10 protein-coding genes are annotated in these 15,138 nt (G+C 69.6%); 4 read left to right on the top strand and 6 right to left on the bottom strand.

Annotation, left to right across the window (positions count from 1 at the left end; genetic code table 11):
- Positions 1 to 208 precede the first annotated feature (208 nt).
- The 3 genes from IZR01_RS08910 to meaB are packed head-to-tail and all read left to right on the top strand — an operon-like array spanning position 209 to position 5,444.
- The gene (locus IZR01_RS08910; protein WP_194923561.1) at positions 209 to 2,185 is read left to right on the top strand and encodes a methylmalonyl-CoA mutase family protein; all 1,977 of its coding nucleotides are present in this window, start codon (positions 209 to 211) and stop codon (positions 2,183 to 2,185) included.
- The gene (gene scpA / locus IZR01_RS08915) at positions 2,182 to 4,443 is read left to right on the top strand and encodes a methylmalonyl-CoA mutase (RefSeq protein ID WP_194923562.1); all 2,262 of its coding nucleotides are present in this window, start codon (positions 2,182 to 2,184) and stop codon (positions 4,441 to 4,443) included. Before IZR01_RS08910 ends, scpA begins: the two co-directional genes overlap by 4 nt.
- 11 nt (positions 4,444 to 4,454) lie before the next feature.
- A complete protein-coding gene (gene meaB / locus IZR01_RS08920; protein WP_194923563.1) occupies positions 4,455 to 5,444 on the top strand; it encodes a methylmalonyl Co-A mutase-associated GTPase MeaB in 990 nt (329 codons plus the stop codon).
- A gap of 172 nt (positions 5,445 to 5,616) precedes the next feature.
- Here the strand turns inward: meaB and IZR01_RS08925 are convergent, their stop codons facing one another.
- The 6 genes from IZR01_RS08925 to IZR01_RS08950 all read right to left on the bottom strand — a co-directional run bounded on the left by IZR01_RS08925 (position 5,617) and on the right by IZR01_RS08950 (position 13,897).
- Positions 5,617 to 6,252, bottom strand: coding sequence for a hypothetical protein (locus IZR01_RS08925; RefSeq protein WP_194891851.1), 636 nt, complete (start codon positions 6,250 to 6,252; stop codon positions 5,617 to 5,619).
- Positions 6,253 to 6,334: 82 nt separating this feature from the next.
- A complete protein-coding gene (locus IZR01_RS08930; protein WP_194923564.1) occupies positions 6,335 to 9,127 on the bottom strand; it encodes an arabinofuranosidase catalytic domain-containing protein in 2,793 nt (930 codons plus the stop codon).
- Positions 9,128 to 9,241: 114 nt separating this feature from the next.
- Complete coding sequence (arfA, locus tag IZR01_RS08935) at positions 9,242 to 10,753, bottom strand: arabinosylfuranosidase ArfA (RefSeq protein WP_194923565.1); 1,512 nt, start codon at positions 10,751 to 10,753, stop codon at positions 9,242 to 9,244.
- Positions 10,754 to 10,766: 13 nt separating this feature from the next.
- The gene (locus IZR01_RS08940; protein ID WP_194891848.1) at positions 10,767 to 11,651 is read right to left on the bottom strand and encodes a carbohydrate ABC transporter permease; all 885 of its coding nucleotides are present in this window, start codon (positions 11,649 to 11,651) and stop codon (positions 10,767 to 10,769) included.
- Positions 11,641 to 12,591, bottom strand: a complete 951-nt coding sequence (locus IZR01_RS08945; protein WP_194923566.1) for a carbohydrate ABC transporter permease — start codon at positions 12,589 to 12,591, stop codon at positions 11,641 to 11,643. Before IZR01_RS08945 ends, IZR01_RS08940 begins: the two co-directional genes overlap by 11 nt.
- 43 nt (positions 12,592 to 12,634) lie before the next feature.
- The gene (locus IZR01_RS08950; protein WP_194891846.1) at positions 12,635 to 13,897 is read right to left on the bottom strand and encodes an ABC transporter substrate-binding protein; all 1,263 of its coding nucleotides are present in this window, start codon (positions 13,895 to 13,897) and stop codon (positions 12,635 to 12,637) included.
- Positions 13,898 to 14,096: 199 nt separating this feature from the next.
- Between IZR01_RS08950 and IZR01_RS08955 the strand changes: the two genes are divergently transcribed.
- Positions 14,097 to 15,131: a LacI family DNA-binding transcriptional regulator gene (locus IZR01_RS08955; RefSeq protein WP_194923567.1), complete on the top strand. Its 1,035-nt coding sequence runs from the start codon at positions 14,097 to 14,099 to the stop codon at positions 15,129 to 15,131.
- The last annotated feature ends 7 nt before the right edge of the window (positions 15,132 to 15,138 follow it).

Consider the following 15,138-nt stretch of genomic DNA (forward strand, 5'->3'; position numbering starts at 1 on the left):
GCCGGCACAAGTAGTCGGCGGGTAAAAACTTCACAAGGGTGACTGGTGTTCACATGCATGAACACCTCGGCGCCGCTGCCGGGCTTCGCCCGCCCCGCTGTCCAACTGTGTCCTTCGCCACGTCACGGGGGCACTACGCGGAGTTGACGCGGCAGCGCGGCGTCGGGCAATGTCGCGAGCGAAGACACCCCGCGAGGAGGCCTTGGAGATGACACCGCCGGCTGCCGCCGGGGAGACCACAGCCCGTACCGGGACCGGCTCCCACGGTGAAGACGAAGACCTCGGCGTCCAAGACGGCGATCTCGCCCTGGCCTCGCTGTTCCCGGCCCCGAGCCGCGAGCAGTGGCAGCGACTGGTCGCCGGAGTGCTGGCGAAGTCGGGGAAGCAGGGGCTGGAAGGCCAGGACACTGAGAAGGCACTGAGCACGGCGCTGGAAGACGGCCTGTTCGCCCAGCCGCTCTACACGGCTGACGATCAGGCCCCTGATGCGGGATTCCCGGGCGTCGCACCGTATGTGCGCGGAAACCGTCCGCAGGGCGCCGTCCTCGACGGCTGGGACATCCGGCAGTACCACAGCGATCCGCGCCCGGACTCGGCGAACCAGGCTGTACTCGCCGACCTGGAGAACGGCGGCACCTCGCTGTGGCTCGAAGTCGGCGACCAGGGGCTGCCGATCGACGCGCTGCCGAAGGTACTCGACGGCGTCTACCTCGACCTGGCCGCCGTGGTGCTCGACGCCGGGCCCGATTTCGGCGCGGCCGCACAGCGCCTGTTCAAGCTCTACGACGAGCGCGGCGTGCCCGAGGGCCAGGCCACCGGCAACCTCGGCGCGGATCCGCTGGGGTTGCTGGCCCGAACCGGCGAGGACGGGCGGACCGAGAGTCTGCTGGCCGAGGCCGCCGAGCTCGCCGGAACCTGCGTTCAGCGGTACCCGGGAATACGGACCCTGACGGTCGACGCGCTCGCGTACCACGACGCCGGGGCTTCTCCGGCGCAGGAACTCGGCTCCGCTCTGGCTACCGCGGTCGCCTACCTGCGGCAGCTCACTGACGCCGGTGCCGGGCTGTCAGTCGCGGACGCCGCCGGGCAGCTGGAGTTCCGGTTCGCCGCGACCGCCGATCAGTTCCTGACCATCGCCAAGCTGCGCGCGGCTCGCCGGCTGTGGGCCCGGGTGCTGGAGGCGTCCGGGGCGCCGCAGGCCGCGGCGTCGAACCGGCTGCACGCCGTGACGTCCTCGGTGATGATGACCGAGCGCGATCCGTGGGTGAACATCCTGCGGACCACCGTGGCCTGCGTGGCGGCCGGGGTCGGCGGCGCGGAGTCCGTCACGGTACTGCCGTTCGACGACGTCGTCGGCCTGCCCGACGACTTCACCCGCCGGGTGGCCCGCAACACCCAGTCGATCCTGCTGGACGAGTCGCACCTGGGCCGGGTCGTGGATCCGGCGGGCGGCTCCTGGTACGTCGAACGGCTCACGGACGACCTGGCGCGCGCCGCCTGGGCCTGGTTCCAGGAGATCGAGCGGACCGGCGGGATGCGTTCGGCACTGGTCGGCGGGCTGGTCGCGGAGCGGATCGGCGCGACCTGGGAGCGCCGGACGGCGGCCATCGCGCGCCGCCGCGAGCCGATCCTCGGGGTCAGCGAGTTCCCGAACCTCGGCGAGAAGCCGCTGACCAGCGTGCCGCGGCCCGAGCGGCGGGGCGGCGGGCTGCCCCGGGTGCGCCGGGCCGAGGCGTTCGAGGCGCTGCGGGACCGTGCGCAGGAGGCGATCGTCAGGACCGGGTCACGGCCGCGGATCGCGTTGGTCGCGCTCGGTCCGGAGGCGGTGTATTCGGCGCGGTCGTCGTTCGCCGCCAACCTGTTCCAGGCCGGTGGCATCGAGGGCGTCGTCATTCCGGTGCCGGTGGAGTCCGGCGTGGATGCCGAGGCGATTCGGGCGGCGCTGGTCGACAGCGAGGCGAAGATCGCGTGTCTGTGTTCAAGCGACGCGCTGTACGCCCAACACGCCACGGAAGTCGCTCGGATCCTCGCCGAGGCCGGGATACAGCGGATCTGGCTCGCCGGACGTCCGGGGGAGCGGGCCGAGGAGTATCGCCAGGCCGGTGTCGAGGAGTTCGTCTACGTGGGCTGCGATGTATTGTCCGCGCTGAATACCGCCTATGCGGCGATCGGAGAGTTCTCATGATTCCCGACTTCTCCGAGGTGGAGCTGGACGATGGTACGGCGGCGGCTGTAGCCGGCGCGACCGGTGCGGCCGACGCGATTGATGCGACCGATGTGGCCGACGCGGCCGGTACCGCCCAGTGGCGCGACGCGTGGCGGCAGCAGACCGGCAAGGACGTCGAGGACGCCCTGTGGGAGACGCCCGAGGGCATCACGGTCAAGCCGTTGTACACCGCCGAGGACCTGGAGGGCCTGGACTTCCTGGGCACCTACCCGGGGATCGCGCCGTACCTGCGCGGACCGTACCCGACGATGTACGTGAACCAGCCGTGGACCGTGCGTCAGTACGCCGGCTTCTCCACCGCGCAGGAGTCCAACGCCTTCTACCGGCGCAACCTCGCCGCCGGCCAGAAGGGCCTGTCAGTGGCCTTCGACCTGGCCACCCACCGCGGCTACGACAGCGACCACCCGCGGGTGACCGGCGACGTCGGCATGGCCGGCGTGGCGATCGACTCGATCTACGACATGCGGCAGCTGTTCGACGGGATCCCGCTGGACAAGATGTCGGTGTCGATGACGATGAACGGCGCGGTGCTGCCGGTGCTCGCGCTCTACATCGTGGCCGCCGAGGAGCAGGGCGTCGCGCCGGAGCAGCTGGCCGGGACCATCCAGAACGACATCCTCAAAGAGTTCATGGTCCGCAACACCTACATCTACCCGCCGCAGCCGTCGATGCGGATCATCTCCGACATCTTCGCCTACACCTCCCAGCGCATGCCGCGCTACAACTCGATCTCCATCTCCGGCTACCACATCCAGGAAGCCGGGGCCACCGCAGACCTCGAACTCGCCTACACCCTCGCTGACGGCGTCGAGTACCTGCGGGCCGGTCTGGACGCCGGCCTGGACGTCGACGCGTTCGCGCCGCGGCTGTCGTTCTTCTGGGCGATCGGCATGAACTTCTTCATGGAGGTCGCCAAGCTGCGGGCCGGGCGGCTGCTGTGGGCCAAGCTGGTGCGGGAGTTCGAGCCGAAGAGCGCGAAGTCGCTGTCGCTGCGGGCGCACTGCCAGACCTCCGGGTGGTCGCTGACCGCACAGGACGTGTTCAACAACGTCACGCGGACGTGCATCGAGGCGATGGCCGCCACGCAGGGGCACACGCAGTCGCTGCACACGAACGCGTTGGACGAGGCGCTGGCGCTGCCGACGGACTTCTCGGCCCGCATCGCCCGCAACACCCAGCTGCTGCTCCAGCAGGAGTCGGGGACCACGCGCGTCATCGACCCCTGGGGCGGCAGCGCCTACGTCGAGCGCTTGACCTACGACCTGGCTCGGCGCGCCTGGCAGCACATCCAGGAGGTCGAGGCGGCCGGCGGGATGACCGCGGCCATCGACGCCGGGATCCCGAAGCTGCGCGTCGAGGAGGCCGCGGCGCGGACCCAGGCGCGGATCGACTCCGGGCGGCAGCCGGTGATCGGCGTCAACAAGTACCGGGTCTCCGGCGGCGAGCAGATCGACGTCCTGAAAATCGACAACGAGCAGGTGCGGGCGCAGCAGGTGGAGAAGCTTCGGCGATTGCGCGCCGAGCGGGACGAGGACGCGTGCCAGCAGGCGCTGCACGCGCTGACCGCCTCGGCGCGCGCCGGCGCCTCGCGGGACGGTTCGCTGGACGGGAACCTGCTGGCGTTGGCGGTGAACGCGGCGCGCGCCAAGGCCACCGTCGGGGAGATCTCCGAGGCGCTGGAGCAGGTCTACGGCCGCCACGCCGGCCAGATCCGCACCATCTCCGGCGTCTACCGCGACGAGGCCGGCGCCGGCGGCCCGGTCGCCGAGACCCGCGCGCTGGTCGACGCGTTCGCCGAGGCCGAGGGGCGCCGGCCGCGCATCCTGGTGGCGAAGATGGGGCAGGACGGGCACGACCGGGGGCAGAAGGTGATCGCCACCGCGTTCGCCGACCTCGGTTTCGACGTGGACGTCGGCCCGCTGTTCCAGACCCCGGCCGAGGTGGCGCGGCAGGCGGTGGAGGCGGACGTGCACATCGTCGGCGTCTCCTCGCTGGCCGCCGGCCACCTGACGCTGGTGCCCGCGCTGCGCGCGGAGCTGGCGGCGGCCGGGCGCGAGGACATCGTGATCGTGGTCGGCGGCGTGATCCCGCCACAGGACTTCGAGGAGCTGTTCGCGGCCGGGGCGGCGGCGGTGTTCCCGCCCGGGACGGTGATCCCGGACGCGGCGAAGGACCTGGTGCGGAAGCTGGGTGAGTCGCTGGGGCACCAGCTGTGAGCCCGGCTCCTGTGAGCCCGACCCCTCGGGACCCGCGGTACTTCGTGGACGGGGTGCGCTCGGGATCTCGTGCGGCGATCGCGCGGACCATCACGCTGGTGGAGTCCACTCGGGCCGATCACCGGGTGATCGGGCAGCAGGTGCTGACGGCGCTGCTGCCGTACTCCGGCGGCGCGGTGCGGGTCGGCGTCACCGGCGTTCCCGGCGTGGGCAAGTCGACGTTCATCGACGCGCTCGGCTCGATGCTGACCGGGCTCGGCCACCGGGTCGCGGTGCTCGCGGTCGACCCGTCGTCGACCCGCACCGGCGGCTCGATCCTGGGCGACAAGACGCGGATGGAGCGGCTGGCCGTCGATCCCGCCGCCTTCGTGCGGCCCTCGCCCACCTCCGGGACGCTCGGCGGGGTCGCCAAGGCCACGCGCGAGAGCATGGTGGTGATGGAGGCCGCCGGCTACGACGTGGTGCTGGTCGAGACGGTCGGGGTGGGGCAGTCCGAGACCGCGGTCGCCGGCATGGTCGACACCTTCCTGCTGCTGGCCCTGGCCCGGACCGGGGACCAGTTGCAGGGGATCAAGAAAGGCGTGCTGGAACTCGCCGACGTGATCGCCGTCAACAAGGCCGACGGCCCGCACGAGCGCGACGCGCGAGCCGCCGCACGGGAGCTGTCCGGCGCGCTGCGGCTGCTCCGCACCCCGGACGCGCCGTGGACGCCGCCGGTGCTGACGTGCAGCGCGCGCGAGGACACGGGGCTGGACGAGATCTGGAACCAGGTCCGCGCCCACCGCAAGGCGCTGGAGGCCACCGACAGCCTGGCCGCACGCCGCCGGGAGCAGCAGGTCGCCTGGGTGTGGAACCTGGTCGAGGACCGGCTGTTGGCGCGGCTTCGCGGGCACGAGGGCGTCCGGGCACTGACGCCGGGGCTTGAGGAGCAGGTGCGGTCGGGGAGGATTACCGCTACCAGCGCTGCCGAGGAGATTCTGGATTTGTTCCAGGCGGGATAGGGGAATCGCGGTAGCGGCGGGGTGATCTTCGAACAGCCAAGATCGAATCAAATCGCCGCTGTAGCGTCTTTCCCTCGTGGCCACATCCATGCGGGTGATCGGGACGGCGTTAGCCGACGAGAGGCGGCGAGCAATTCGCAGCCTTTCCCATGCGGAACCATATCGTCACTTCTCAGCTGCCGGTGGTGTAGTACCCGATGGCGAGGTCGAGCCATTCCCGAGCCACGGCTTGGGCCTGTTCTCGAAGCCCGGCGGCGAGGCCGGGGGTGGCGCCGTCGCGCAGAATCATCTCGATCTCGCTGACCTGGCGGTCGATTTCGGCGTTGGCGAGGCCGTCGGTCGAGGTGCGGTGGGCCAGGCCGGAAGCGTCGCTTCTCAGCTTGGTCGCGACCTGCCGGACGTCCGCGAAGTCGCCGGTCTCGCCGTAGGCCAGGGCCGCGCCCAGGGCGAGGGCGGCGGATTGAGCGAACCCGCCCGCGCGGCCGCCGTCGGATTCGAACCCGCGAGCGAGGTCGTGCCGCGTGTAGACCTCCTCGGACGAGATGGGGCCGCCTTCGACCGGATTTCCCCAGGCCTGCTCCAGCGCCTTCCGGTAGAAGTCGAGGTCCGCCCGCCTGCCCTCGTTCGCGGCCACCCAGAACAGGATGCCGATGGCCCGTTCGATGCACGCCGCGGCGAACAGCGCCGACTGCTCGGACGAACCCTCGCCCGAGAGCCGTTCCAGCGCCGGATTGATCTTCGCGTCCTGAGCTTCGATCACCGCCAGAAGCTTTTGCTGCTCGGCTAAAATGTCATTGATCCAGACCAATAGAATGTCCTTATACTCGTTGGCCCCGGGGGTAAGACATCCCCCCGGGGCCGACAATACATTCCGCAGGCTCAGCCCCGCATCACGGAGCCCAAGCCGGCGTCGGAATCCAACTCGTGTCATCGGTCCACGACGTCGTGGTGTCCCAGGCGTCGGGGCCGCCATTGCTCGCGATGTACACCTGCCCGTTGTAGTGCCGCAGGTACAGGGCCGAGTTCGTCGCCGAGGTCAGCGACACGCCCTGCCCGTTGTTCCCGCGCGTCGGGCAGAACGTGGCGTCCGAGGCGAACTGGGTCGTCCCGTCGTTCGGTTGCTGGTACACCGCGCCGCTGCTCTGGCGCAGGTAGCCGTTGGGGTAGTCCTTGGATTCGAACGACAGGCACGCGCTGTTGCTCAGTCCCGGGTGCACGATCCAGGTGGCGTCCTGCTTGTCCAGCGTCGGGTTGGCGCCGTTGATCGCCGAGATCTTCGCGACGCCGTTCTGGTGGCGGATGTAGTCGTTGGTGCAGCAGGGGGTCGTGGCGCGGAAGGAGACCTCCGTGCCGGGGGTCAGTGCGGAGCTGCTCTGGTAGGTGAACACCTGGTCGGCGGCGCCGGCGCAGGGTTCGATGTCGAGTTGGGTGCCGTCGGCGGTGTTGGCGGCCGGGTCGGTGAGGCAGAGCCCGGACTGCGGGTTCAGAAGCGTGCCGTCGGCCTGTTGGACCCACTGCTGGCCGCCGATGCCGTTGCAGTTCCACAGCTGCACTTTGGAGCCGACCGCGGTGGCGTCGTTGATGATGTCCAGGCAGCGGGTCAGGGTCTCCAGGGTGTTGGCGGAGGTGTGGACCCAGTGCTGGTCGACCGCGGTCTGCTGGCAGTCCCACAGCTGCACTGGGAAGCCGAAGCCGCCGTAGGGGTCGTTGCCCTGGACGTCCATGCACTTGCCGCCGGGGGCGTTGACGGGTGCTCCGCCGGACACGAAGAACTTCTGCGAGGCGGTGCCGGTGCAGGCTTCGATGTCCAGGGCGGTGCCGTCCGTGGCGTTGGCGCCGGGGTCGGTGAGGCAGAGTCCTGATTGTGGGTTGAGCAGTGTCCCGTTGGCCTGCTGGACCCACTTCTGGCCGCCGACCTGGTTGCAGTCCCACAGCTCGACCTGCGTTCCGGACCCGGTGCCGTTGCCCTTGATGTCCAGGCAGCGACCCAGCGTGGTGAGGGAACCGTCAGAGCTCTTCCACCAGGCCTGGCCGTTCGCCTCCCGCGCGCAGTCGGTGATGACGACGTTCGCGCCGTCGGCGCCGGCGGTTCCGGCCGCGTTGTCCACGCACTTGCCCGCGGGCGCGTTGATCGGTGTGCTCTGATACACCGGTCCGGGCGCGATGACGAAGCGCTGACCGGCGCTGCCGGTGCAGGCCTCGATGTCCAGCACGACACCGTTGGTCGTGCTGCCGCCGGGGCTGGTGAGACAGAGTCCTGACTGCGGGTTGAGTAGCGTCCCGTTGGCCTGCGGCACCCACTGCTGGCCGCCGACGCCGTTGCAGTCCCACAGCTCGACCTGGGTCCCGGACGCGGTGCCGTTCCCCTTGATGTCCAGGCAGCGGCCCAGCGTCTTCAGGCCGTTCTGGTACTCCGGAGTCCCGCCGGTGTTGTAGATCAGCGGGGCGTTGCGGATGTACTCCCAATGCTGGTCCACAGCGTCGTGCTTGCAGTCCCACAGATCGACGTTGGTGCCGTTGGCCCCGTTGTCGTCCCCATAGACGTCCAGGCACTTGCCGCCGGGACCGGTGACCCCGACGCCCGGACCGCCGCCGGAGGTGCCGGTGTAGGCCGCCGAGGAGATGTTCGTCTGAAGCGAGGCGATTGTGGCGTTGGAAGCGAAGCCCGAGGTGAGCGCGCCTTCGAAGAAGGCGCCGGGCGCGGCGTTGCTGTTGTCGCCGCCGGTGCCCAGGGCGATGCCGCCTTCCTTTGCCATCGGTGCGTAGCCCGGTGGCAGGGCGCCGTTGTAGAGCGTTGGCACAGTTGGCTGCGTCGCATCACCTCCGTCCAAGGCGAAGTTCGCCTGCCCGTCGTTGCGGAGCACCGCGGTGACGAACGGACTGTGCAGGCTGGTGTTGGACATGTTGCTCGTCCCGTTGCCCATGAAGACGCCGTTCTCCATGTCCGCCTGGATCCACGGCCCGGGCCCGGAGCACGGCGAGGCGGTGCAGGCCGAGGAGATGATCAACGCGTCCATGTGCCCGGCGCCGGTGTCCTTCGAGGCGTTCTCGACGTTGCCGAAGTCCGAGCAGCAGCCGTTGGTCGCGTTGCTGCCGCCGGCCACCTCGTAGATCGACTCCGGCTGGCTGCCGGTCGCCACGCCGGTCCCCTTGGCGAGCCGGTAACCGGTGCGGGGGAACGTGGCGATGCCGTACGCCTTGTGGCCGCCGACGGTGACCGGCAGCGCGTCGGCGCGCGCGCCGACGTCGCCGGACCCGGCGTCGCCGACCGGGGCGATGGTGAGGTCGTTGTGGTTGGGGGACTGGTCGTAGATCTTGGTGATGGTGCAGACGTCCGCGTTGCAGAAGGAGTCCTGGGCCGCGGCGTCGGCGTAGTCGCCGGCGGCCAGGACGCCGATGTCGGAGGTGGCGCCGTCGGAGGCGCGGGTGACTTGGTAGAGCGGGCCGTTGTAGGTCGCGTACATGGCACGGACTGAGCTGTAGGCGGCGACGCAAGGGGTACCGCCGCCGGAGAAGTCGTCACACGGCAACGCCGACGACGCGGCCGCCGCAGCGGGGCGTGCCGCCGAGCTGGCGGCGGCACGCGATGGGGGACTGATGACCAACATGGCGGCGACTGCGAGCAGCGCGCCCAGAACAGAGAGCAATCGGCGTGGCGATGCCGAGGTGGAGCGTTGGAACATACTGATTCCAATCACTTGCTCGATGGGTGTTGGTTGGTGCGGTGACTCCGCGTTCGAGCGGTGACCCCGCATTGGTGCGGCGATCCCGCGTTGGTGCGGGGTCACCGCACCCGGTCACCGGCCGGCCGGAACCAGCCGGATCATGTTCCAGGACACCGGCGGCAGCGCGGCGCTGAGCCGCCGGCCCTCGGTGCTCGCGCCTTGCCCGCCGGTCGGCGCGATCCGCTCCGGGGTCTCGATGGAGTTGGCGGCGTCCAGGTCGGTGCCGCCCAGGTGCAGGTGTTCGGCCACCACCAGGTCGCCGAAGGCCCGCAGGTCGATGTCGAGCTTCGCCTGCTCCTCGGTGTGCCGGTTCATCGCGAACACCGTGACCTGGCCGGTCTCCTCGTCGTGCGTGGCCACCACGTCGACCAGCGGGACGTCGCCGTGCTCGGCGGTGTCGTAGCGGTCGGTGGCGGTCTGGACCCGCAGCACGTCGCCGACGGCGTGCCGGGCGGTGAGCGCGAAGGGGTGAAAGATGGTCTGGGCCCAGGCCGGGCGGTCCGGTTCGGCGCGGATCGGGCCGATCACGTTGACCAGCTGGGCCAGGCAGGCGATGGCGACCCGGTCGGCGTGCCGGAGCATGGACATCAGCAGGCTGCCGAAGACGACCGCGTCCTGCACGGTGTAGGTGTCCTCGATCAGTCGCGGCGCCTGCTCCCAGTCCAGGTTGGTGTGGCCGGCGAAGCGGCTCTGCTGCCACAGGTTCCACTCGTCGAAGGAGAGGTTGAGCTGCTTGCGGGACTTCTTGCGGGCCGCGACGTGGTCCGCGGTGGCCACCACGCCCTCGATGAAGCGGTCCATGCCCACCGCCGCGCCCAGGAAGCTGGCGCGGTCTTCGCCGTGCTGCTCGTAGTAGGCGTGCAGGGAGATGTAGTCGACGTGCTCGAAGGTGTGCTCCAGCACCGTGGTCTCCCACGTGCCGAAGGTCGGCATCTCGGCGTTGGAGCTGCCGCAGGCCACCAGCTCGATGCCGGGGTCGACCTGGCGCATCGCCTTGGCGGTCTCAGCGGCCAGTCGGCCGTACTCCTCGGCGGTCTTGTGGCCGGTCTGCCAGGGGCCGTCCATCTCGTTGCCCAGGCACCACAGCTTGATGTCGTGCGGCTGCCGCACGCCGTGCGCGCGGCGCAGGTCGGAGTAGTAGGTGCCGCCCGGGTGGTTGGCGTATTCCAGCAGATCGCAGGCCTCTTGGATGCCGCGGGTCCCGAGGTTGACCGCCATCATCGGCTCCACCTGGGCCAGTTTGGTCCAGGTCATGAACTCGTTCAGGCCGAACTCGTTGCTCTCGATGGAGCGCCACGCCAGGTCCAGGCGCCGGGGCCGCTCGGCGACCGGGCCGACGCCGTCCTCCCAGCGGTATCCGGACACGAAGTTGCCGCCGGGGTAGCGGATCACGCCGACCCCGAGGTCGCGGGTGAGCTTGGCGACGTCCAGCCGGTTGCCGTCGGTGTCGGACTCGGTGTGTCCGGGTTCGTAGACACCGCCGTAGACGCAGCGGCCCATGTGTTCCACGAAGGATCCGAACAGGCGGCGGTCTACCGGGGCGATCCGGAAGGCCGGGTCGAGGGTGGCATGTGCTGTGAGCAAGGGAGGTTCCTTTTTACTTGATACCTGTTGCGGCGATGCCCTCGGTGAAGAACCGCTGGGCGAGCAGGAAGGCGATGGCCAGCGGCGCCAGCGAGATGGCCGCGCCGGCCATGAGCGCGGCGTGGTCGACGCCGCCCTGACTGGAGAACAACGTCAGCGCGGACGGCAGGGTCCGCATGTCGGTGCTGCTGGAGATGACCAGCGGCCACAGGAAGTCGTTCCACAGCGCCATGAACTGGATGACGAACAGCGAGGCCAGCGCGGGCCGGGCCAGCGGGAGGATGATCTGCCAGTAGATCCGCAGGGGACCGGCGCCATCCATCCGGGCGGCCTCGTCCAGCTCCCTGGGGATCTTGACGAAGAACTGCCGGAGCATGAAGATGCCCAGCGCGCTCACCGACCGCGGGACGATCAGCCCTTGGAAGGTGTTCAGCCAGCCGAGGTGGAACACGGTGAGGAACAGCGGGATCAGCATCACCTGGAACGGCACCATCAGCGTGAGCAGGATGGTCCAGAAGACGAAGTTCTGCCCGCGGAACTTCAGCCGGGCCAGCGCGTAGGCGCACAGCGAGTCGATGAGCAGCAGCAGCACCGTGGTGCCGCCGGCGAACACGATGGTGTTGACCGCCAGCCGGAAGAACGGCAGCTGGGTGAACACGGCGTGGAAGCCGGAGACCGACCAGTGGTCCGGCCACAGCCGCGACGGATCGGAGTACAGGTCCGCCGGGGTGCGGAAGGCCACGCCCAGCATCCACAGGAACGGCACGATGGTGGCCAGCGCCGCGATCGTGAGCACGGTCCAGGCCAGGACCCGGCCCGCCCGGCGCAGTCCGCGCAGCATCGGGCCGACCCAGGACGGCGCTGAGGGCAGCGAGGACAGGGACGCCTCAGTCGTCATCGCGGAACCTCAGCATTCGCAGTTGCACGACGGAGACGGCGATGATGATCAGGAACAGCACCCAGGCGATCGCGCTGGCGTAGCCGAGCCGGAAGTCCACGAATCCGCGTTGGTAGAGGTACATGACGATCGATTCGGTGTGGAACAGCGGGCCGCCGTCGGTCATCACGTAGGTCAGGTCGAACAGTTGCAGGGCGTTGACCGTGCCGATCACGACGGTGAACAGGATCGCCGGGCGCAGCGCGGGCAGCGTCACGTGCCGGAACCGGGCGATCGCGCCCGCGCCGTCCAGCGTCGCGGCCTCGATCAGGTCCTGGCGCACCCCCTGCACCCCGGCCAGCAGCACGATCATCGAGAAGCCGAAGTTCTTCCAGATCCCGACCGCGATCAGCGCCGGCAGCGCCAGATGCGTGTCCTGTAGCCAGTTCTGGGAGTGGACCCCGATCTTGCCGAGCCAGCCGTCGACCAGCCCGACCTGCGGGTCCAGCAGGAACTTCCAGACGATCCCGGTGACCGCCAGCGAGGCGATGGTCGGGAAGAAGAACGCCGAGCGCAGCAGCATCGTGTACCAGGTGGTGCGGCGCAGCCACTGGGCCAGCGCCAGCCCGATCGCCACCTGGCCGATGACGACGAAGACCGCGTAGACGATCGTCACCTTCAGCGCGTTCCAGAACCGCGAGTCGTGCCAGAGCTCGGTGTAGTTGCCGAAGCCCAGCCACTTGTGCGAGTCGTCGCCGATCGTCCAGTCGTGCAGGCTCATCCAGCCGGACTGGACGATCGGCCACAGGATGAAGACGGCGGCCAGCAGGAACGCTGGCGCGACGAACAGGTACGCGGGGTTCAGCCGGGACAGCCGTCCGCGTCCCCGGCCTGGACCGCGCCGATCCGGTCCCCGGGACCGGGCCGGCGCGTCGGTCGCTTGGTCTGCCAGATGTGCCATCGATCGCCCTCTTCTTGGTCCGTCTCCGCCGCGCCGGCCGTCGTCAGCTCTTGCAGCCGGTGAGCTGGTTGATCGCCTTGGCCGCGGAGTCGGCGGACTTCTGCGGGTCCGCGCCCCGGGTCAGCTGGCCCAGCAGCGGCGTGTAGACGTCGGTGTCGATCTGCGAGGAGGTGGGCAGCCCGGCCAGGTAGAGCCGCGCGGTCGGCAGCGCCTGGGCGAACACCGCGGTGTTCGGGTCCGAGACGGTGACGTCGCTGCGCGCCGGCGGGTAGCCGGAGATCTTGGAGAACGAGGCCTGCGCGGTCTTACCGGTCCACCAGCTCAGGAACTCCAGCGCCTCGGTCTTGTGCTTGGTGTTCTTGGCGACCATCAGCGGCACGGTCGAGGCCAGGGTCACCGGGCCCGCCGAACCCACCGGCACCGGCACGATGCCCAGGTCGATGCCGGCCTTGCGGAAGCCGTCGGCGGCCCAGGGGCCGTTCAGCTCCATCGCCGCCTTCTTCGCCGAGAACAGCGTGTCGGCGTCGGCGCCGGTCTGGCCGACCGGGCTGACGTGCTCGTTCTGGACCAGGTTCGCCCAGGTCGACAGGGCCTGCACGCTCGCCGCGGAGTTGACCGTCGCGCAGCCGTCCGGGCCGACGATGTCCCCGCCGTTCATCCACTGCAGGATCGGCCACATCTCGATGGTCTGGTGGTCGGCCAGCGAGATGCCGTACTGCGTCGGGTTCGCCCCGCCCAGCGTCAGCTTCTTGACGTCCGCGACGAACTCATCGGAGGTCTTCGGCGGATCGGTGATCCCGGCCGCGGTGAACATCGTCTTGTTGTAGTACAGCGCGACCGTGGCGAGGTTCGCCGGGACCGCGTACAGCTTCCCGTTGACGGTGAACGCCTTGGTCACCGAGGACGGGAATGCGGAGGAGTTGATCTGGGTGTCACCGGCGCCGACCGAGGAGTCCAGCGGGAGCACCGAGTTGGTCTTGATGTAGTTGAAGATCACGCCGGGGTCGAAGTTCGGCGTGGCCAGGTCCGGGCCCTGCCCGGTGGCCCACTCGGCGGGCAGCTTCTGCCCGATCGCGTCCCACGGCTGGATGTCCATGGTGACCTTGATGTTCGGGTGCGAGGCGTTGAACTGCGAGACCAGCGCCTGATAGGAGGGTCCGTCCGGACCGGTGAACCCGGTCAGCATGGACAGCTTCACCACGCCGCCACTCGATCCGGAGCCGCTGGAGCTGCTGCTACAGCCCGCGGCCGCGAGCAGGCCGGCGGCGGCGACGGCCGCGGCGGCGACTTTCACGTGCGATTTCATGGCTCCTCGATGTCTGTGTCGAATGCCCTGATATGGATCTTGTCTACGGCTTGTCGGTGATGTGCCGATACCACCGGAGCGTGTGACTCCCGTCACGTGCCGGAAATCCGGGGTGTGGTCAGTTCTACATCGTTGTCTACAACGTTGTAAAGGCGTACGATGAGCCGATCGGAACTCACGGGAAGGGCGGTCCCGACAGGTGCCCCCAACACTGAAGGACGTCGCCCAGCGGGCCGGCGTCTCGATCAAGACGGTCTCGAACGTGGTGAACGGCTACGCCTTCATCACCCCGGCCACCCGCGAGCGGGTGGAGCGCGCGATCGCCGAGACCGGCTACCGCCCGAACCTGGGCGCGCGGAACCTGCGCAAGGGCCGCACCGGCTTCATCGTGCTGGCCGTCCCGGAGCTGGACAACCCGTACTTCGCCGAGCTCACCGGCCTGGTGATCACCGCCGCGCACCGCCGCCAGTGGACCGTCCTGGTCGAGCAGACCCAGGGCTCCCGCGAGCGCGAGCAGGCGGTCATCACCTCGATGGGGCCGCAGCGCATAGACGCGGCCATCCTGAGCCCACTGGCGATGGAACCCTCCGACCTGGAACGCGCCGACCCCGCGACCCCCCTGGTACTGCTCGGCGAGCGCGACATCCCCGGCCCCGCCGACCACGTCGCGATCGACAACGTCGCCGCCGCCCGCACAGTCGTGGAGCACCTGATCGCCATCGGCCGCCGCCGCATCGCCGTCATCGGCGACCAACCCGGCAAAAACGGCGGCACCGGAGCCCTACGCATCGCCGGCCACCGCCAAGCCCTGGACGCCGCCGGCCTGCCGCACGATCCGACGATGGTCCTGCCGGTCGAGAACTACCAGCGCGCCGACGGGGCAGCAGCGATGGCCCGCCTCCTAGATCTCCCCGAACCACCCGACGCAGTCTTCTGCTGCAACGACCTACTCGCCATCGGAGCGATGCGCACCGCCACCGATCGCGGGATCTCCATCCCGGGCAACGTGGCCATCGCAGGGTTCGACGACATCGCCGAGGGCGGCTACAGCTCGCCGACACTGACGACCATCGCGCCGGACAAGGAGGCGATCGCCGAAGCCGCCGTGAATCTGGCCGACAAGCGGGTGGATCCGATTCGGGGCGGGCGCGGGACGAAGAATGTCGAGTCCGAGGATGTGCGGGCGCCGTTCGCGTTGAAGGTGCGGGAGAGTACGGGTGGGGCAGGGCGCTGATTCATGC

Origin of the sequence: Catenulispora pinisilvae, assembly GCF_015356865.1 — a bacterium.
GTDB lineage: Bacteria > Actinomycetota > Actinomycetes > Streptomycetales > Catenulisporaceae > Catenulispora > Catenulispora pinisilvae.

Bases quoted from the DNA above. Each gene is read 5' to 3' on its own strand.
- IZR01_RS08930 (WP_194923564.1), bottom strand. From the start codon at position 9,127: ATGTTCCAACGCTCCACCTCGGCATCGCCACGCCGATTGCTCTCTGTT.
- scpA (WP_194923562.1), top strand. From the start codon at position 2,182: ATGATTCCCGACTTCTCCGAGGTGGAGCTGGACGATGGTACGGCGGCG.
- IZR01_RS08950 (WP_194891846.1), bottom strand. From the start codon at position 13,897: ATGAAATCGCACGTGAAAGTCGCCGCCGCGGCCGTCGCCGCCGCCGGC.
- IZR01_RS08945 (WP_194923566.1), bottom strand. From the start codon at position 12,591: ATGGCACATCTGGCAGACCAAGCGACCGACGCGCCGGCCCGGTCCCGG.
- IZR01_RS08940 (WP_194891848.1), bottom strand. From the start codon at position 11,651: ATGACGACTGAGGCGTCCCTGTCCTCGCTGCCCTCAGCGCCGTCCTGG.
- IZR01_RS08910 (WP_194923561.1), top strand. From the start codon at position 209: ATGACACCGCCGGCTGCCGCCGGGGAGACCACAGCCCGTACCGGGACC.